At 53.9% G+C, this 18,113-nt stretch carries 16 protein-coding genes; 10 read left to right on the forward strand and 6 right to left on the reverse strand.

Features of this window, described 5'->3' with window-relative positions; genetic code table 11:
* Positions 1–177 precede the first annotated feature (177 nt).
* Positions 178–1,809 carry a 23S rRNA (uracil(1939)-C(5))-methyltransferase RlmD gene (rlmD, locus tag AC3ZPD_RS18945; protein ID WP_490985842.1) on the reverse strand — a complete coding sequence of 544 codons (1,632 nt, stop codon included), beginning with the start codon at positions 1,807–1,809 and terminating at the stop codon, positions 178–180.
* Positions 1,810–2,065: 256 nt separating this feature from the next.
* On the opposite strand from rlmD, the gene recQ reads away from it, so the two are divergent.
* Positions 2,066–3,973 (forward strand): DNA helicase RecQ, encoded by a 1,908-nt coding sequence (gene recQ, locus AC3ZPD_RS18950; RefSeq protein WP_490985843.1) that lies wholly within the window; start codon positions 2,066–2,068, stop codon positions 3,971–3,973.
* A gap of 51 nt (positions 3,974–4,024) precedes the next feature.
* On the forward strand, positions 4,025–5,857 hold the full coding sequence (locus AC3ZPD_RS18955; protein WP_490985844.1) for a B12-binding domain-containing radical SAM protein: 1,833 nt from the start codon (positions 4,025–4,027) through the stop codon (positions 5,855–5,857).
* Between the two features lie 150 nt (positions 5,858–6,007).
* On the opposite strand, the gene AC3ZPD_RS18960 is transcribed toward AC3ZPD_RS18955, so the two are convergent.
* From AC3ZPD_RS18960 to mnmL, 4 genes are all read right to left on the reverse strand, one after another.
* Positions 6,008–7,003 carry an alpha/beta hydrolase gene (locus tag AC3ZPD_RS18960; protein WP_490985845.1) on the reverse strand — a complete coding sequence of 332 codons (996 nt, stop codon included), beginning with the start codon at positions 7,001–7,003 and terminating at the stop codon, positions 6,008–6,010.
* 80 nt (positions 7,004–7,083) lie between these two features.
* Positions 7,084–7,479, reverse strand: a complete 396-nt coding sequence (locus AC3ZPD_RS18965) for a VOC family protein (RefSeq protein ID WP_490985846.1) — start codon at positions 7,477–7,479, stop codon at positions 7,084–7,086.
* A 101-nt stretch (positions 7,480–7,580) separates the two neighbouring features.
* Positions 7,581–8,168, reverse strand: a complete 588-nt coding sequence (mnmM, locus tag AC3ZPD_RS18970; RefSeq protein ID WP_490985847.1) for a tRNA 5-(aminomethyl)-2-thiouridylate-methyltransferase MnmM — start codon at positions 8,166–8,168, stop codon at positions 7,581–7,583.
* Complete coding sequence (mnmL, locus tag AC3ZPD_RS18975; RefSeq protein ID WP_490985848.1) at positions 8,168–9,118, reverse strand: tRNA modification radical SAM protein MnmL/YtqA; 951 nt, start codon at positions 9,116–9,118, stop codon at positions 8,168–8,170. Before mnmL ends, mnmM begins: the two co-directional genes overlap by 1 nt.
* Before the next feature lie 435 nt (positions 9,119–9,553).
* Between mnmL and trmB the strand changes: the two genes are divergently transcribed.
* The 8 genes from trmB to AC3ZPD_RS19015 all read left to right on the forward strand — a co-directional run bounded on the left by trmB (position 9,554) and on the right by AC3ZPD_RS19015 (position 16,595).
* Positions 9,554–10,276: a tRNA (guanosine(46)-N7)-methyltransferase TrmB gene (trmB, locus tag AC3ZPD_RS18980; protein ID WP_490985849.1), complete on the forward strand. Its 723-nt coding sequence runs from the start codon at positions 9,554–9,556 to the stop codon at positions 10,274–10,276.
* A gap of 270 nt (positions 10,277–10,546) precedes the next feature.
* A complete protein-coding gene (locus tag AC3ZPD_RS18985; protein ID WP_490985850.1) occupies positions 10,547–11,323 on the forward strand; it encodes an ABC transporter ATP-binding protein in 777 nt (258 codons plus the stop codon).
* A 43-nt stretch (positions 11,324–11,366) separates the two neighbouring features.
* Positions 11,367–12,158, forward strand: a complete 792-nt coding sequence (locus AC3ZPD_RS18990; protein WP_490985851.1) for an ABC transporter permease — start codon at positions 11,367–11,369, stop codon at positions 12,156–12,158.
* Positions 12,159–12,188: 30 nt separating this feature from the next.
* The gene (locus AC3ZPD_RS18995; RefSeq protein WP_490985852.1) at positions 12,189–13,154 is read left to right on the forward strand and encodes an ABC transporter permease; all 966 of its coding nucleotides are present in this window, start codon (positions 12,189–12,191) and stop codon (positions 13,152–13,154) included.
* 79 nt (positions 13,155–13,233) lie between these two features.
* Positions 13,234–14,841 (forward strand): FAD-dependent oxidoreductase, encoded by a 1,608-nt coding sequence (locus tag AC3ZPD_RS19000; protein ID WP_490985853.1) that lies wholly within the window; start codon positions 13,234–13,236, stop codon positions 14,839–14,841.
* A complete protein-coding gene (locus tag AC3ZPD_RS19005; protein ID WP_490985854.1) occupies positions 14,834–15,166 on the forward strand; it encodes a 4Fe-4S binding protein in 333 nt (110 codons plus the stop codon). Before AC3ZPD_RS19000 ends, AC3ZPD_RS19005 begins: the two co-directional genes overlap by 8 nt.
* A 136-nt stretch (positions 15,167–15,302) precedes the next feature.
* Positions 15,303–16,310, forward strand: a complete 1,008-nt coding sequence (locus tag AC3ZPD_RS19010) for an ABC transporter substrate-binding protein (protein WP_490985943.1) — start codon at positions 15,303–15,305, stop codon at positions 16,308–16,310.
* 111 nt (positions 16,311–16,421) lie between these two features.
* The gene (locus tag AC3ZPD_RS19015; RefSeq protein WP_490985855.1) at positions 16,422–16,595 is read left to right on the forward strand and encodes a YezD family protein; all 174 of its coding nucleotides are present in this window, start codon (positions 16,422–16,424) and stop codon (positions 16,593–16,595) included.
* Between the two features lie 301 nt (positions 16,596–16,896).
* On the opposite strand, the gene AC3ZPD_RS19020 is transcribed toward AC3ZPD_RS19015, so the two are convergent.
* Complete coding sequence (locus AC3ZPD_RS19020) at positions 16,897–18,063, reverse strand: MGDG synthase family glycosyltransferase (RefSeq protein ID WP_490985856.1); 1,167 nt, start codon at positions 18,061–18,063, stop codon at positions 16,897–16,899.
* Positions 18,064–18,113: the final 50 nt, after the last annotated feature.

Here is an 18,113-nt window from a genome sequence, read left to right on the forward strand (position 1 = left end):
CTCTGCTTGGTTAAAATGTTTCTTACTCATGTCATCCCCTCCATTGCCTCTTCCAGTATACAAAAAGTACCCATAGCCCAGACACCTTTTTTTCAAAGTGTCCAGTCTATGGGTACCAGTTTATTCAACCCGCTTCTTATTTTAATATGGCGGCTTTAATTCCGGCAGCCGCCGCTTTTAATCCTTGCGCACCAGCAGTGAGCAGCACTCCACGTGGCTGGTCTGCGGAAACATGTCCACCGGCTGAACCCATTCGACTTTATAGCCGCCGTCCGTCAGCACCTTGCAGTCCTTCGCAAGCGTGGAAGGATTGCAGGAGACATACACGAAACGTTTGGGTTTCGTGCGCAGGACGGTTTCGAGGAAGACGTCATCAAGCCCCGTACGCGGCGGGTCGGCTACGATGACGTCCGGCGAGAAACCGGACTTGACCCAGCGCGGGAGCAGCTCCTCGGCACGCCCCGCATGGAAGGTGGCGTTGCTGCGGCCGTTGCGTTCCGCGTTGGCTTTGGCGTCCTGGACGGCCTCCGCGATCGTTTCGATGCCGCGAACTTCGGCGGCGTTCGGCGCCAGCCACAAGCCGATCGTGCCCGTGCCGCAATAAGCGTCGACGACGGCTTCCTGGCCCGTCAGCGCTGCCGCGGCGCGGACGGATTCGTACAGCTTCACCGTCTGGAGCGGGTTCAGCTGGAAGAAAGCCCGCGGAGACAACGTGAAGTCCAGGTCGCCCAGCGATTCCTGGATCGACTCTTCGCCCCACAGGATTCGGGTCCGGTCGCCAAAAACCAGCGAAGTATTGCGCGGGTTAATATTCAGCGCAATGCTTGTGACCTCGGGCAAGGCCAGCCGGATATGCTTGACCAGCTCTTTTTCCTGCGGAAGCTGATCTTTTGCGGCAACCAGCGTAACCTGCAGATGGCGGGACTGGAAACCCAGCCGCACGACGATGCTGCGAACCAGTCCTTTGTTGCTGCGTTCCTGGTAAACGGGAATTTTAAGCTCCTGCAGCACATTGCGTATTTGGTCGACGGCACGGTTAACTTCCGGATGCTGGATCGGGCAGCCCGTGATGTCAACCAGCTCGTGGGAACCGGCGGCATACAAACCCGCGATGACGCCTTCCTGGCGAAGGCCGAGCTGAAGCTGGGCTTTATTGCGGTAATCCCAAGGATGATCCATGCCGAGCATCGGTTTCATCCGGACATTTTCCAGACCCGAATATCGGGAAAAGGCTTCCCGCACCAGGTCCTCTTTCGCTTTGAGCTGGCCTTCGTACGACATGTGCTGGATCTGGCAGCCGCCGCAAATGCCGAACACCGGGCAAGGCGCGTCGATGCGGTAAGGCGAACGTTTTTCGATTTCATCGATTTTCGCCTGCATGAATTTCTCTTCGACTTTGGTCACGGAGGCTTTAATCACTTCCCCCGGAATCGCGCCGTCGATAAATACCGCTTTCCTGCGGTAGTAGCCGACGCCTTCGCCGTTAATCCCGAGTCTTTTGATCGTGATGATCAGCCGGTCGCCTGTTTGAACCTCCTCGGCATTTTCATGCCGGGCCGGACGTGGTTTATCCGGACGGAATTTGCCCGGCGCAGGGAATGCTCCATTTGCGGAACGTTGACCCGGTTTTGTTTTATTGTCGGTTTTAGCGGGACTGTAGCCTTGTTTGCCGTTCACTTTGAAGGAAGGGGAAGGGGAATTTTTGCTGTCCAGCGGCTTCCGCCGTTTATCTTTCCGGGCCGTCCCGCCGTTTCCCGGTTTCGTTTTAGGCTCGTTAGCTCCCTTGCCGGAAGCGTCTGTCGGTTTCATGTTTAAACTCTCCGTCCTGCTCATGCAATAGTTTTATAAAGGAATGATACTTTTTTATGCCTGCCCGGTCAATCTGAAGCCGCCATATACGGCCAAAGGTTGGTTGCCCAATCGGGCAAAGCCCGGTAAACTTAAAAGATACGGAAGTTGGACCTTTTTTCCGTTTTGGACCCTTTTTTAGTAAAGGCTTGTCTTCATTTTCGATTTTTTTCGTCATTTTTTTATCAGTCTTTTTTAATGAGGAGTTTTTATTACGATGAACGTCGAAATGCCAACTATGGAAACAGCGAGGGAGCTGCTTCAAAAATATTACGGTTATCCCGACTTCCGGGAAGGCCAGGTCAAAATCGTCGAAAGCCTGCTGTCCGGCAAAGACACGCTTGGCATTTTGCCGACGGGCGGCGGCAAGTCGATTTGCTACCAAATTCCGGCGCTGCTGGCGCCCGGATTAACGCTGGTTGTATCGCCGCTGATCTCCTTGATGAAGGACCAGGTAGACGCGCTTACGGCCATGGGCATCCCCGCCGCTTATATCAACAGCACATTATCGGGAAAAGAAGTTAACGACCGCATCCGCGCTGCGCGCCGCGGTGATCTGAAGCTGCTGTACGTTGCGCCGGAGCGGCTGGAGCTGGACTGGTTCCGCCAGGAAATGAGCGAGCTGCCGATTTCCTGCGTAGCCGTGGACGAAGCGCACTGCGTTTCCCAATGGGGACATGATTTCCGGACAAGTTATCTGGCCGTGTCGCCGTTTGTGGAAAGCCTGCCGGAGCGCCCGGTTGTAGCGGCCTTTACCGCTACGGCAACGCCGGAGGTTACGGAAGATATGGTCCGCCTGCTCAGGCTGGAGGATCCGTCCGTTTTTATTACCGGGCTGGGCCGGGACAATCTGGCCATGTCCGTGCTGCGCGGGGAGAATAAACGCGAGTTTATTCTTGAATACGCCCGCGCCCACGAAGCCCAAGCCGGCATCATTTATGCCGCTACCCGCAAAGACGTGGACGACCTGCATGACCGGCTCAAGCAAGCCGGCATTGCCGCAGGCCGTTACCATGCCGGGATGGACGACGAGGAACGCGATGCGATGCAGGAAGCTTTCCTGTACGACGACATTCGGGTCATGGTTGCCACCAACGCTTTCGGGATGGGGATCGACAAATCCAACGTCCGTTACGTTATCCATTACAATATGCCGAAGAACATGGAGGCTTATGTCCAGGAAGCGGGCCGGGCGGGCCGGGACGGCGAGCCGAGCGAATGCATTTTGCTGTTCAGCGCGCAGGATATTGTCACCCAAAAATTCCTGATTGAGCAGAACCCGCAGGACGATCTCCGCAAAAAAGGCGACTACCGCAAGCTGCAGCAGATGATCGAATACTGTTATACGAACAAATGCCTGCGCTGGGCGATGCTGGATTATTTCGGTGAACAGCATGACCGCCAGCCCTGCGGGAACTGCAGTTCCTGTCTGGATGAGCGGGAACTCGTGGACATGACGCGCGACGCCCAGATCATTTTCTCCTGCATCCACCGGATGAGAGAGCGTTTCGGGGTGTCGATGGTAGCGTCCGTACTTAAGGGCTCGCAAAACAAAAAAGTGCTCCAGTACGGCTTCGACAAGCTGCCCACTTACGGGATGATGCCGCGCCGCACGGAAAAGGAAATTTCCGAGCTCATCAACGAATTTGTCGCCGACGGTTATCTGATGCTGACGGAAGGGCAGTATCCGGTTGTGCGGCTGACCGCCAAAGCGGCGGAGGTGCTGAAAGGCCAGCGCGAGGTGATGCAGCGGGCGCCGCGACCCGTGCAGGAGAGCGCGGCCAGCAAACGCCGCCGCAGCCGGTACGACCTCAGCCCGTCGGCGGTCAACGAGACGGTGTTCGAGCAGCTTCGCCTCATCCGGCGGGACCTGGCCCAGAAGGAGCATGTGCCTTCTTATATTATTTTCAACGATGCCACCCTGCGTGAAATGAGCGTGATTCAGCCCCAAACCGAGCAGGAGATGCTGCGGATCAAAGGGGTCGGCGAGCTCAAATTCAGCAAATACGGCAGGCCATTCCTTGATTTTTTCAAAAATGGGGGGTTAGGGGCCGCTGCGGATGACGATGCTCCTGATGAGATCCACGATAACGGCATGGAGGATGACGGGTTTGATCTTTTCTAGCCCGGATGATAAGTGCCTTTGTTTCCTTACCCTGAGAAGAGGTTGTGACCTATGAAAGTTGTGTTATCCACGCTGAACGCCAAATATATTCATACGAATATGGCCATCCGGCTTCTGAAAGCCTACAGCCAGCACGAATTCGACATCGAGCTTGCGGAATATACGATTAAAGACCCGGTGATGAATATCGTATCCGATTTATTCGGCCGGAAACCGGACGTGATCGGGTTTTCCTGCTATATCTGGAACATCGAAGAAACGCTTAAGGTTGTTGAAATTTTGAAAAAGGTCATGCCGGAAACGGCAATCGTCCTCGGCGGTCCTGAGGTTTCTTACGATACGGACTACTGGATGAACCGGGTGCCAGCTGTTGATTATATCGTCATGGGCGAAGGGGAGGAGACTTTCCACCATTTGCTCCAGACGATCGCCGGCGACCGCAAATTCCATTTCGTCTATGGGCTGGCATACCGCAAGGGCGAAGAAGTCGTGCTGATGCCGGGACGGCCGAAAGCGGACCTGGACAGCCTGCCGTCGCCGCACCGCTTCCCGGAAGATATTCCGGAGCTCGGCAAAAGAATTGTCTATTTCGAGACCAGCCGAGGTTGTCCGTTCAACTGCCAGTTCTGCTTATCGAGTATCGAGGTCGGCGTCCGGTATTACGATATTGAACGGGTGAAGGCGGATATTTTGTACCTGATCGAGAACGGGGCCAAGGTGATCAAATTTCTGGACCGGACGTTTAACATCAACCGCAGTTATGCGATGGAGATGTTCCGGTTCCTGATCGAAAACCATCAGGGCTGCGTGTTCCAGTTTGAAATTACGGCGGACATCATGCGGCCGGAAGTGATGGATTATTTGGCGGAGAACGCGCCGCCGGGGATTTTTCGCTTCGAGATCGGCGTTCAATCCACCAATGACCCGACCAACGAGCTGGTCAAACGCAGACAAAACTTCACGAAGCTGTCCCGGACGGTTATGACGATCAAAAACAGCGGCCGCATCGATCAGCATCTCGATTTGATCGCGGGCCTGCCGCTCGAGGATTACGACACGTTCCGCAAGACGTTTAACGACGTATTTGCCATGGAGCCGGAGGAGCTGCAGCTCGGTTTCCTGAAAATGCTGCGGGGAACCGGACTGCGTCACGATGCCGACAAATACAACTACACGTATATGGATAACGCGCCTTATGAGATCTTGAGCAGCGAATGGCTGCCCTTCGCCGATATTGTCCGGTTAAAGCGGCTGGAGGATGTGCTTGAAAAATACTGGAACGCCCACCGTATGGATCATACGCTCCGCTATTTAATGAAACACGAATTCGATTCGCCGTTCGACTTCTTCCAGGAGTTCGGAAATTATTGGGAGGAGCAGGGCTGGCAGCGCATCGGGCACCAGCTGGAGGATTTATTTACCCGGCTGGACGCTTTCCTTAAAGTGAGGGGACTACGGCATCCTCAGATCGTGTCCGGTTTGATGAAAGCCGATTACCTGCTGAACCATAAATACAAACCGCGCAAAATCTGGTGGGAAGACCGGATGCATAAGGAAGAGAGGACGGCGATTTACGGCCGTTTGGCTGCCTTGTTCGCGGAGGAAGCTAATCTGAACGACAGACCGGATAGCCCAGACAGCCCGCTAAACCCTGTCAAAACACTTGTTTGGCCTAGAAATCTGCGTTTGACGGAGCGCGAACTGCTCAAGTCCGGCATGGTGGAGCGGCTGCCTTTTGCCAGCCTTGAAGAAGCCGTCGAGCGGGGACCGGAAGCTGCAGGCACGGATTGCTTGTTGGTTGTGCTCTATCAGCAGAATGAGCAGGAAAAGCCGGTTTATTTCACTTTGCGCGAGGAGCAGGAGCAGGTGGTCGCGAAGGGATAAACCAAGCTGATGAAACAAGAAACAAGAAACAAGAAACACGATAGCTAATATTTAGAGGTTCACTTCCAATGAGAAAAAAGCCGCTGTATGCGCAGTTTCTAACTGACGTGCAGCGGCTTTTGCTTTATTTTCATAATAGCTGTTTGTAAATTATCCGGCGTTAACCGCCTTCTGCGCTTGCTGCTGAACCTGCTGGTCCAGCCACTGGAGCGCATCCTGAATGACCTCTTCCTTGTTGAGCTCGTGGAACAGCTCGTGCCGGGCTCCGGGATACAGCTTCCATTTTACGTCGCGGAGGCCGAGGCGTTGATAATCGGCGATCAGCCGCCGTACGCCTTTGCCGTTGTGTCCGACCGGGTCCTGATCGCCGGAGAAAACAAAAACGGGTTTGTCCAAAGGAATTTTGGCCATGTTGGCCGGCCGGTGAATCTCGCGCAGCAGGCGGAAGAAATCACAGAAGAAACCGGCGCTGCACAGCTCGCCGCAATAAGGATCGGCCACAAAACGGTCCACCTCGGCGGTATCCCGGGAAAGCCAGTCGAACGGGGTCCGGATCGGCTTGAACTGGCGGTTGTAGGGGCCAAAAACCAAAGCGTTCAGCAGCAGGCTGGGCTGCCGGTCTCCCTGCAGGCGGCACTGCAGCTCCGCCAGCTTTTCCCCGAAAGAGAGGAAGGGCTGCTTTCCGCAGCTTCCGGCCAGCAGGAATCCGTCATAAAGCTCCGGCGCGGTGTACATGACCTTTTGTACAAGGAATGACCCCATGCTGTGGCCAAGCAGAAACACGGGCAGGCCGGGATGCCGCCTGCGGATCTCGTCTCCGAGCACAAGGATATCCTTGACCATTCCGTTATGGCCGTCTTTCCCGGCGTAACCGAGACCGTCCGCCTTGTCTGCCGTCAGTCCGTGGCCTCGCAGATCAGGTGCATAGACCAGATAACCATGCTCAACCATAACCGAAGCGGTTTCTTCGTAACGCTTGCCGGTTTCGGCCATGCCATGAACGATCTGCAGGACGGCTTTCGGCTGCGTCGCTTTATGAGGAGCTGCGTCCGGCGAAATTTCCTCCGAATCCCCTGGAGCCCAGTGGTAAACGAAAACCGGCTGCAAATCTTCATTCAGAAACGAGAAGGGCCGTTCAACCATCATGTCCAACTTCCTTTCTATGTCCGAATCTCCCCTTGCGGATTACCGGCTCCATCAACTTTACGGATGTTCCTCTTATGGGATTACTGCTCAGCCGGTTGGAAAAATTCAATCCGTTCCCCGTCGGGACCGTTAAAGAAGAAATAACGGCTGCCGTTCGGCAGCTGGTTGATCTGCCCGTCCAGGCCGGACAATCCCAGTTTGGCGATTCTTTCGTATTCCTGCTCAATCTGGCTGACCGTAAAAGCAATATGGTGGACCCGTCCTTCGTTAGCGAGTTCTTCCGGTTCTTTTTTATACACCAGCTCTACTTCGACGTTCGTTTGGTTCGGGAAGGACATGAATGCCAGACGTACCGGCGCCTCCACCTCGCCAAGCGTTCCTGCAAGCTTCAAACCGATGACCCGGGTATAAAATTCAATGGAATCCTCCAGGGCTGAAACCCGGATTCCTACATGCTCTATTTTGTGTACACTCATTTTGAGACTCCCCTTTACGGATTTTATTAACCAAAAATAGTTCAATTCAAAGTCAGTTGTCTTTTTTGCAATAAAGCTGAATCGTTTTGCGGAAAATCGGATTATTTCTTTTCTATCGCTATCAAAAAAGGAGCGGCGGATCGCTGCAGCTGCCGGTAAACGACCGTTTGACCGGAGGAAGCCGGCAGCTCCCTGGCCCAAACCTCGACCCGCTCGGCTTCGGCGCCGCCGCCGTCATGGCCGGGATAAACGACGGCGGTAATGATCCCGCGCGGCCGCAGCAGGTCCATCGAGGCGTTCAGCGCCCCGATGGTGCTGTCCGGCAGCGTGATGACGGCTTTGTCGGCTGCCTCGCTTGGCAGGTAGCCGAGGTTGAACATCACGGCGCCGACGCGCCCGTGATGCCGCGGATCCAGCGCAGCCGCCATTTCGGCGTGGCTGCGCTCCAGCAGGGAAACCGGCGCAAGCCTGGCGCCGGTTTCCCGCGCTTTGGCGAGCCGCTGGGCCGCCAAAGATAAAGCTTCGGCTTGAATGTCGAAGCCGAAGACTTGTCCCTTGCGGCCGCAGGCTTCCGCAAGGAACAGCGTGTCCGCGCCGGTGCCGACGGTCGCGTCCACGGCGGTGTCGCCGGGCTGGAGCCTTTGCGACACCAGCTGGCGGGCAAAGCTGAGCACGGAGAGGAAGCCCATCAGCGTCCCCTCCAGTATTTGCCCTGCCAGGAATCACGGCTTTGGAGCTCCTTGTCAATGCCGTTCAGCACTTCCCATTTCTTCAGGCTCCACATTGGGCCGATCAGGAGGTCGCGCGGCGCGTCGCCGGTTAGCCGGTGCACAATCATTTCCGGCGGCAGGAATTCAAGCGTATCCACGATCAGCTTGATGTATTCGTCCTGCTCCAGGAAGCGGAGCAGTCCCGCTTCATATTGCTTGACCATCGGCGTCTTCCGCATCAGATGAAGCAAATGGATTTTAATGCCCTGCACGTCCATGGCCGCAACGGCACGTCCCGTGTCCAGCATCATTTCGTGCGTTTCCTGCGGAAGGCCGTAAATGATATGGGCGCAGACTCTTATGCCGCGTTTGCGCAGCTTCTCGGCGGCCTCGAGATAACACTGCGTATCATGGGCCCGGTTAATGAGCTGCGAAGTCGATTCATGAACGGTCTGCAGACCCATTTCGACCCACAGGTAAGTCCGTTCGTTCAGCTCGGCCAAATAATCGACCACGTCGTCCGGAAGGCAGTCGGGCCGGGTTGCGATGGACAAGCCGACAACGCCCGGCTGCTCCAAAATCACTTCAAAATAGTCGCGAAGCTCCTCAACCGGAGCGTACGTATTGGTATAGGCCTGAAAATAGCCTATATATTTGGCGTTCGGCCATTTTTGATGCTGCCTGTCGCGGATCGTATTAAACTGCGTCACCAAATCGTCGCGCCGCCGGCCGGCAAAATCGCCTGAACCCCGGGCGCTGCAAAACGTGCAGCCGCCTGTCGCGATGGTGCCGTCCCGGTTGGGACAGGTAAAGCCGGCGTCCAGCATCACCTTAAATACTTTTTCGCCAAACTGCTCTTTCATTTCAGTATTCCATGTATGAAATCTTTTATCGCTCCACAACAGCGGGGAGGAAGATAAAGTGCTCATAAGGTGCTCCTTCATAGAAAAAAATTAAATTTTGTTGTTTCAAATGCTTACTGGGTGGGTAATAAATGGAGAACATCTCTCATTGTATCAAAAGTTGTGAAAAAAGGGGAATGTTGCTTCCTTCGCTTTCTTGCTTTGCCTCGCTAATTATGCTATTTTATATAAGCATATTAGAAGACGGCAGTAGCAGGGATATAGATTTCCCGCCCTGCATTTCGAATTTCGCATTCCGGTTTTGGACTTTTTTGCACCGAACCGTTTCATTGCGAACCTAACTTTGTTGGACCCCAATTCCAAATAAAGAAAAAGGAATCCTTTAGCCGCTGTTTCAGCGTTTACAGGGTTCCTTTTTCATTGAATAGCCTTTACTTTTCGTCCATTCTTGGGCAAAATATAGTGTCAGGTACTATAAGTGGAACAAAGAGGAGATTAAACATGCGTTTACGCGGCAGAAAAGGAATACGTGAAAATTTGGAGGCCCAGCCGGAGCTGATCGTGCTGGATCCTCGGGAGTATAAAGGACGCTGGAAAGAAAGATTCGGCAACGACCGCCCGATTTACGTCGAGCTGGGCATGGGCAAAGGCCAGTTTATCAGCGGAATGAGCGTCCGGTATCCGGACGTGAATTTCATCGGTATGGATATGTATGACGAATTGATTCGCCGTGCGGGCGAAAAAGGCAAAAAGGCCTGGGCGGAGAAAACGGGGGAAAACGCGGAAGACGTTCTCCCTCCCAATCTGAATCTGGCGCTGGGCAACATCGAGTTTATTGAAGAGTTTTTTGCGCCGGGGGAAATCGAGCGGATTTATTTGAATTTCAGCGATCCTTGGCCGAAAGCCAAACACGGACGCCGCAGGCTGACCCATCCCCGTTTTTTGGACAAGTACAAGCAGCTTCTGAACGAAAACGGCGAAATTCATTTTAAAACGGACTCGCAAACCTTGTTCGAGTTTTCACTGAATGCTTTTGCAGCGTCCGGCCTGCAGATGAGCGATATTTCGCTGAATCTGCACCGCGAAGGCATCAACGAAAACCATGTCATGACGGAATACGAAAGCAAATTCCATGCCCAGGGTATGAACATCCACCGCTGCGAAGTGATGGTAGGCAAAGAAGCGCTGCGGAAATACGAGGCGCGTAAAATGGATAACTTTTAAAACGGACCCGCTTCCGTGAAGGACAAGGCCATTCTCTTGAGGACTTACTCAGGGGATGGCCTTTTTGGGTTTCTTCTATATGATTTATTCTCTGAAATAGCCTATTTTTAGGGTTGACTTTGCCCGGCATTGGTTGTAAATTTTAAATACACAAATTCAAATTAGTTAACTCGGAATTAATTCGGGGATACCGACTGTACGAACAGAGGTGTCGCGCGGCATACGCGTGATGCCTCTGTTTTTTTCGTTTTAACTAGGAGGAGGGGTAGCTTGGGAGGAGCGCGGCTGGACATTGGAAATCTCGGAAAAATATTTCATACGGCAAACGGGCAGGTAGAAGCCTTAAGGCAAATTCATCTGCAGATCGAAGCCGGTGAATTCGTTACCCTGATCGGTCCAAGCGGCTGCGGAAAAAGCACGCTGCTGAGGATTATAGCGGGTCTGGATACAGGGTATTCCGGCTCAGTGGCTTTGGGAAGCAAGGAAATTCGGGGGCCGGGAATCGATAAAGGGTTTATTTTTCAGGAGCATCGGCTTTTTCCCTGGTTGACGGTAGAAAAAAATATCGCCGCCGACCTGTCGCTTCGCAGCAAAGAAATCAGGTCCAAAGTAGATGAGCTGATCGAGCTTGTACAACTGAAGGGGTTTGAGAAGGCTTACCCCCGGGAGCTTTCCGGCGGGATGGCCCAGCGGGTGTCCATAGCCAGGGCGCTGCTGCGGAATCCGCAGATTCTGCTGCTCGATGAGCCGTTCGGCGCGCTTGATGCCTTTACCCGTGCTCATATGCAGCAAGTGCTGCTGGATATTTGGGAAGTAAACCAAACGACGATGGTATTTGTTACCCATGATATCGACGAAGCCGTTTTTTTGGGCAACCGGGTTGTGATCATGGAACCGAGGCCGGGATCGATTCGAAAAATCGTGCCGATCGACCTGCCTTACCCGCGGCGGAAAACGACCTCATCTTTTCAAGAGCTGCGCGTGAAGGTGATGAACTATTTCGAGAAGGTAGACGATTTTGTCCTTACGGACGGAGCTGGTATTTAAGAGCTTTAAGTACCTGCATTTAGGCATTTAAAGGAGGAAAACCATGGAGAATCGGACTTCGACTTTTCTCCCCGAAACGCCCCGCCGGCCGGCAAGAGTGGCCCTTGGACTTATTCTGCCGGCAGCGGTATTGATCGCATGGCAGCTTTTAAGCGAAAACGGGGTGATCTCCGATCTGCTGTTCCCGGCTCCCTCCGAGATTATAAGCTCGCTGCTGGACCTTGCCCGTTCGGGAGATTTATGGAGCCATGTGCGGATCAGCCTGTTCCGCGTGCTGTCCGGCTTTTTGCTCGGTGGAGCTTTAGGGTTCTTATCCGGCCTGCTGGTGGGGCTTTTCAATAAGGTAGAAAAAACGTTTGATCCTACTTTCCAAATGATCCGCATGATCCCGAGCTTAGCCGTTGTGCCGCTGTTTATTTTGTGGTTCGGCATCGGCGAGGAATCGAAAATTCTGCTGATTGCCAAAGCGGCCTTTTTTCCGGTTTATGTGAACACCTTTGCCGGCATTCGAAACGTGGATAACCGCCTTGTCGAGGTGACCCGGGTGTTGGGCTACTCCAGGCTGAAGCAAACGGTGAAGCTGGTTCTTCCCGGAGCGATGCCGAACCTTTTATTGGGCGTCCGGCTTTCGGCGGGACTGTCCTGGCTGGGGCTGGTGGTCGCCGAACTTATCGCTTCCAGCTCGGGAATAGGCTACATGATGAGCGATGCCCGGCAGTTTGCGGATACGCCCGTTGTGTTTGTCGGCATTTTTCTGTTTGCTTTGGGCGGCTTGCTCAGCGATTCGGCCGTTCTATTGGGCTACAAAAGGCTGACCAGATGGAAAGAAGATTGACGGCGGCAGGAGAGAAAGGAGGAGATAACGATGGCTGAAGGTTCTGAAACGGCCATTCAAACGAGGACGGCCCGGGAGCTAGGTCGCGGCCAAAGCCAGCACTCGTACCCGCACCCAACTCAACACGAAATACAGCATGAAATTCAGCTTGAAACCCATGACGCAAGCCGGGAACACAACCCAAGCGGATCCGGTGCGACAGCTCGCCTAAAGGGTGTATTTACTGCCGGAAAACCGCTGCTGCTGGACCTCTCTTTCGGCTGGATCGTGCCGGTTTTGCTGCTTGCCGTCTGGCAGCTTGCCGCTTCGGCCGGATGGGTGGCCCCGACTTTTTTGCCGGCGCCGTCCGGAATATGGAATGCTTTTTGGAGTCTGGCCGGTTCGGGCGAGCTAGCACATCATCTTGGCGTCAGCCTGCAGAGAGCGGGGGTAGGGTTTCTGATCGGCGGTCTGCTGGGAGCGCTGCTGGGTTTGCTGGCCGGAGGCGTCCGCCTGCTGGCTTATCTGGTGGATCCTAGCGTCCATCTGCTGAGGCTGGTGCCGCATTTGGCGATCGCGCCGCTGATTATCCTATGGTTTGGTTTTGGAGAGGTGTCCAAAGTTGCGCTTATAATAAGCGGTTCGTTTTTTCCAATTTATTTGAATACTTTCGCCGGTATCCGGCAGACGGATTCCAAGCTGCTCGAGGTGGGTCAGGTGCTCGGGTTCAGCTCCTTCCAGAAGCTTAGGCGGATTATTTTGCCGGCGGCGCTGCCGAATATTCTGCTGGGCGTCCGCCTGTCGCTTGGGGCAGCCTGGATCGGACTGGTTGTAGCCGAGCTGATCGGCTCGCAGTCGGGAGTAGGTTATCTGATTAACAATGCGAAGCAAAACGACAACAAGGAGATTATTTTCGTAGGCATCGCCATTTTTGCCATAGCCGGGAAGCTGATTGACTCGGTGGTTAAATTTCTGGAACGCAGACTGCTGGCTTGGCGGGATAACTATCAAGGATAACTGCGAGAGTTGACCGAAGGTGCAGTCCAAAAGAGCCGTCCTGCGGGTCCCATTTCATTTTAAGAGGAGGAGACAAAGTATGAATAGTAGATTGGCGGATGGATTAAATCTGCAGGCGGATGTGCTTGTCATCGGGGGAGGACCTGCCGGAACATGGGCCGCTCTGACGGCAGCGGCAAAGGGAGCCAAGGTCGTTTTGGCCGATAAAGGCTATTGCGGTTCCAGCGGAGCCACGGCTCCATCGGGAACGGGCGTCTGGTACGTAAAACCCGAACGGCAGCTTCGGGAGGAAGCGAAAGCGAGCCGTTATACCATGGGCGGCCGGTTGGCGGAGCACCGCTGGATGGACCGCGTGCTGGACCGGACCTATGAGAACATGAACAAGTTAGGCGTGTCGGGATACCCTTTTCCCCAGGATGAAGACGGAAATCCCCATCTGAAGGGTCTTCAGGGGCCGGAATATATGAAGCTGATGCGAAAGCTCGTGAAGAAGGCGGGGGTAAAAATTTTGGACCATTCGCCTGCGCTCGAGCTGCTCGCCGATGAATACGGAGTAGGCGGAGCCGCCGGCGTCCGCACGCAAAGCGGGGAGCCGTGGAGCGTACGGGCCGGAGCGGTGGTCATCGCGACCGGGGGCTGCGCCTTTTTGAGCAAGGCGTTGGGCTGCAATGTATTGACCGGCGACGGTTATCTGTTTGCGGCAGAAGCAGGCGCGGCTTTATCCGGCATGGAATTTTCCAACGCTTACGCGATCAGCCCGACATTCTCTTCGGTCACCAAAACGGCTTATTATTCCTACGCGGGATTTTATTATGAAGACGGCACGGAAGTGGAAGGGGCAGGCTCGAAAAAAGGACGTTCCGTCATCGCCCGGAATCTGCTTGAAGGACGCCAGGTTTATGCGAGGCTCGACCGGGCGGCGGAAGAAGTTAAGCCGCTGCTGCGGGTGGCGCAGACCAACTTCTTTTTACCGTTTGACAGAGCGGGTATCGATCCGTTTAAAGATTTGTTCCCGGTAACGCTGCGCTTGGAAGGAACGGTTCGGGGAACGGGGGGCATCCGGGTGGTGGATGAGTCTTGCGGGACAGGTGTGCCTGGGCTTTATGCGGCAGGCGATGCTGCGACACGTGAACTCATTTGCGGAGGTTTCACCGGCGGGGGCAGCCATAATGCGGCCTGGGCCATGTCTTCGGGCTCTTTTGCCGGAGAAGGCGCTGCCGGCTATGCGCTTTCGCTTGGAAAATTTGCCTCGCAGCGGAACGTTTCCGGGCTGTCGGTTTCTCCTGTTGTTTCCCGCAAGCCGGAGATTTCGGAGCAGAACCGTATCCGGGAATACAGGGAAGCTGTTCAGGCTGAAGTCAAGCCTTACGACATCAACCTGTTCAGGACAGAGAAAGGGTTATCCGATTCGCTGAACCGGCTGGATGCCTTGTGGCAAGAGCAGAGAGACAAGGAAATCGAAGTTTCTGCCGCAGGCGTAAAAGCCCGCGAGGCTCAGGCGATGACGGCAACGGCAAGATGGATGTACCATTCCGCGCTTGCCCGGACGGAAACGCGGGGCATGCATAAACGCGAGGATTACAAGGGACTGGATCAGGAGCAGCATCACCGCCTGATCAGCGGCGGCTTGGATAACGTTTGGGTGAAACCCGAAAAAGTAGCGGAAGAGGTGGCCCTGCATGATTGAACTGATCAGCGCGGAGAGGTGCGTAGCCTGCAATCAATGCGTGTCGGTCTGCCCGACGAACGTATTTGATCGCGTGGAGGACGGAATTCCCGTTATTGCCCGGCAAGATGACTGCCAAACCTGCTTTATGTGCGAGCTGTACTGCCCGGTCGACGCGCTGTATGTCGCTCACGATGCCGAACGGCTCTCGGAAGTATCTGAAGCGGATTTAATCGAAAAAGGGCTGCTGGGCGGCTACAGGGAAAAAGTCGGCTGGGGCAAAGGCCGGGAACCGGTGGCCAGCCATGAGTTTCTGGTGCATCTATCGCGGCGAGCGGGTTTTTAAGGACAGAAGGCAAAGACTTCGGGCATACAGGAGGGGAAATCGATTGAACAACACCTTGAATGAAACCTTGAAAAATACATTGAATTTCCGGAGAAACCGCAAGAAAGCCAACACTGGTAAAAGGCAGCCGCGTTATATGGGCGTGATGGCTTTCACCTTGATCCTTTCCCTGATTCTGGCGGGATGCGGAAACATAAAGGGGGCGGACGGAGGAAACGGAACGACAGCCGAAGCGGCAGGAGCGGATGGGGCTAAAGCGCAAGTGCCTGCCGTGCTTAATTACGGGTATATCGGCTCCAACGATTTGAATGTTCCCGGCGGGGCCGAGGGATGGGGTTTTTATAAAGGCATCATTCAGGAGGAATTAAAGAAATACGGGATTACCGAGGTCAAGCTGACCGGTTTCCCGAATGGTCCGGACCAGACCGAATCGCTCATCAGCGGCAGGCTTGATTTTGGCAGCTTGGGGGATACTCCGGCGATTATCGCTTATGCGTCGGGCGCCAAAACCCGGCTGATCTCTCAGCCGGCGACCCGGCAAATCGGCTATTTGATCGGCAAGAAAGGGGGGCCAAAAACGGTAAAAGACCTGGAAGGCAAAACTATTGCGATCCAAAAGGGTTCGTTCATGCACCGGTACGTGATGGGCCTGCTGGCGGAGGAAGGCGTCAAGGACTATAAGCTGGTGCATATGCTGACGCCGGATGCAACCGCCGCTTTGGCCCGGGGAGATATTGACGCAACAACCAATACGGGGGCCCCTGCGCTTAAGCTGCTCGGCGAAGGTTATCCCCATATCGACGATGCTTCGACGCACCCTGATCTGTTAGGAACCAGCGTAACCGTCGTTTCGGAGAAATACCTGGAGAAATTTCCGGATTTCCCGAAGGTGTGGAATGAAGCGCGCCAAAAAGCGCTTGCCGATCTCAAGCAGCATGAGGACGAATACTACGAGTTTGTGGCCAAAGTCAATGGAACTACGCCTGAAATCGCCCGCGAAGTTTATCCGATCAGCGATATCAAAGAAACGGCTTTTAGCGATGAGGGGCTAAAGCTGCTTGACGGGACCAAAGATTTCCTTGTACAGGAGAAGCTGGCCAAAAAGGACTTTACCCTTAGCGACTGGCAGCTGGCAACTCCGTAAACACCTTTAAAAACGACGTATTCCGCCCTTTAATTCTTACTTGACTTATAAGATTAATTGGTATAATTTAAGGGGAATCATTCAGCCTAGAAGCGAAAAGGAGTTGAGGTTATGGCCAAAAGACAACCGGACGAACGTGAACAGGGCAGGTTCATTCAGCAGATTTTGGACAGCTTGTCCGGATTGAAGTACGGGTCCGTTCAAATTGTCGTACATGACAGCAAAATCGTTCAAGTTGAAAGGCTGGAGAAGTTCAGGTTTGATCAGCCGGATAACCGGAAATAGCCGGCTTTGCCTGAACAGCATGGCTGTATTCTCTCACGGTTACTGAATTTTGATCTGCGGGTTGTCTAATGGTTATGCGGATTCCTTTTTCGGTTTGTTTTTAGGATTCATCGAAAAATCACAAAGATCGCCAAAAGCTGCGCTTTAGTCAGCAATGACGATCTTTGTCGTTTCATTGGGCTGTTATCGGCCTCTTTCAGTCTGGCCAAATGTTTGCCAGACAAACAAAGCTGCCGAATGATCGGCAGCTTTTTGTTCTGAACTTTCATTTTCACTCGGAAATCTCATTTTCGTTCGAATCTCAAGGCGTTTTCTTAAAGGAAAACTGATTCCGCTGGTTTTGGTTCTGATTCTGCTCCAGCACCTCGATGATGGCGTGGGCGCTTCCGGTCGGATGGTAGCTGTTGATCTGCTCCAGAACCTGCTGGCGTTTCAGGACGACCTCATCATAATGGTTGATCAGGCGGTCCATCCATCCGGTAATGTCGTCCTTGGAGGTAATCGGCGTTCCCCAACCCTGGGAAGTGAAATACTCCGAATTTTCTTCTTCCTGGCCGGGAAGAGGCTGGTGGAACAGCATCGGAATGCCTTTTGCCAGTCCTTCCGTGCAGGTCATGCCGCCCGGTTTGGTGACCAGAAGGTCGGCGAACTCCATAAGCTTATCCACTTCACGGGTGAAGCCCAGAAGGTGGATGTTCGGATGCCGAAATCTCGGATCTTCCTGCATTTTATTCAGCTGCTTCGTATTGTTGCCAAAGCAGAAAATAATTTGCACCTGGTCTCTGTAGCTGGCGAGCAGGGAATTGACGGTTTCGTCCTTCATGAATCCCCAGCCGCCGCCCATGACAAGCACGGTTGGAAGATCGTGAAGACCGAAGCTGGTCCGGATCTCCTCCTTGCTGTGGCGTTCCCAGAAGTTCGGATGCACCGGGATGCCGGTCACGCGAATTTTGGAATCGTCGACCCCGCGTTCAATCAGCTTTTCCCGGACCTGATTGGTGGATACGAGATAACAGTTTACTTCCCGGCTTACCCAGGCGCCGTGTACGTCGTAATCGGTAATAACCGTACAAAGCGGCACATCCATGCCCAGCCGTTTGATTCTGGAGATAACTGCACTCGGAATAGGATGCGTGCAAACGATGACATCCGGGTGCAGCTGTTTGATCAGCTGGGAGGTATGGGTATAAAAAATCCGGTGCAGCGCCAGCGTCGTAAACTTGTTTAAAGATTTCTTATAGTTGCTGCGATACATGAGCCGGACGAGCCGGGGCTGCGAAGATACGGTCTTTTTGTATGCAGTAATAATGAAAGGTGCCATTCTGGGGTTCAGGAAGCTGCCCAATTCCAGTACTTTGGTCTGCACATTGGGCGCTATCTTGCGCAAGCTGCTGGAGAGCGCATAAGCGGCTTGCGTATGCCCCGCTCCAAACCCTTCCGACAACAGCAGTATTCTTTGTTTATGCACTTTAGTTTCACCTTTTCCCGCAAGGTTTTACCATTATATATACATTATCC

The sequence above is a fragment of the Paenibacillus mobilis genome, assembly GCF_058267595.1.

What these genes read in the sequence shown, in the direction of transcription:
- rlmD (WP_490985842.1), bottom strand. Translation starts at nt 1,809, where the DNA reads ATGAAACCGACAGACGCTTCCGGCAAGGGAGCTAACGAGCCTAAAACG.
- recQ (WP_490985843.1), top strand. Translation starts at nt 2,066, where the DNA reads ATGAACGTCGAAATGCCAACTATGGAAACAGCGAGGGAGCTGCTTCAA.
- AC3ZPD_RS18955 (WP_490985844.1), top strand. Translation starts at nt 4,025, where the DNA reads ATGAAAGTTGTGTTATCCACGCTGAACGCCAAATATATTCATACGAAT.
- AC3ZPD_RS18960 (WP_490985845.1), bottom strand. Translation starts at nt 7,003, where the DNA reads ATGATGGTTGAACGGCCCTTCTCGTTTCTGAATGAAGATTTGCAGCCG.
- AC3ZPD_RS18965 (WP_490985846.1), bottom strand. Translation starts at nt 7,479, where the DNA reads ATGAGTGTACACAAAATAGAGCATGTAGGAATCCGGGTTTCAGCCCTG.
- mnmM (WP_490985847.1), bottom strand. Translation starts at nt 8,168, where the DNA reads ATGGGCTTCCTCTCCGTGCTCAGCTTTGCCCGCCAGCTGGTGTCGCAA.
- mnmL (WP_490985848.1), bottom strand. Translation starts at nt 9,118, where the DNA reads ATGAGCACTTTATCTTCCTCCCCGCTGTTGTGGAGCGATAAAAGATTT.
- trmB (WP_490985849.1), top strand. Translation starts at nt 9,554, where the DNA reads ATGCGTTTACGCGGCAGAAAAGGAATACGTGAAAATTTGGAGGCCCAG.
- AC3ZPD_RS18990 (WP_490985851.1), top strand. Translation starts at nt 11,367, where the DNA reads ATGGAGAATCGGACTTCGACTTTTCTCCCCGAAACGCCCCGCCGGCCG.
- AC3ZPD_RS18995 (WP_490985852.1), top strand. Translation starts at nt 12,189, where the DNA reads ATGGCTGAAGGTTCTGAAACGGCCATTCAAACGAGGACGGCCCGGGAG.
- AC3ZPD_RS19000 (WP_490985853.1), top strand. Translation starts at nt 13,234, where the DNA reads ATGAATAGTAGATTGGCGGATGGATTAAATCTGCAGGCGGATGTGCTT.
- AC3ZPD_RS19005 (WP_490985854.1), top strand. Translation starts at nt 14,834, where the DNA reads ATGATTGAACTGATCAGCGCGGAGAGGTGCGTAGCCTGCAATCAATGC.
- AC3ZPD_RS19010 (WP_490985943.1), top strand. Translation starts at nt 15,303, where the DNA reads ATGGGCGTGATGGCTTTCACCTTGATCCTTTCCCTGATTCTGGCGGGA.
- AC3ZPD_RS19015 (WP_490985855.1), top strand. Translation starts at nt 16,422, where the DNA reads ATGGCCAAAAGACAACCGGACGAACGTGAACAGGGCAGGTTCATTCAG.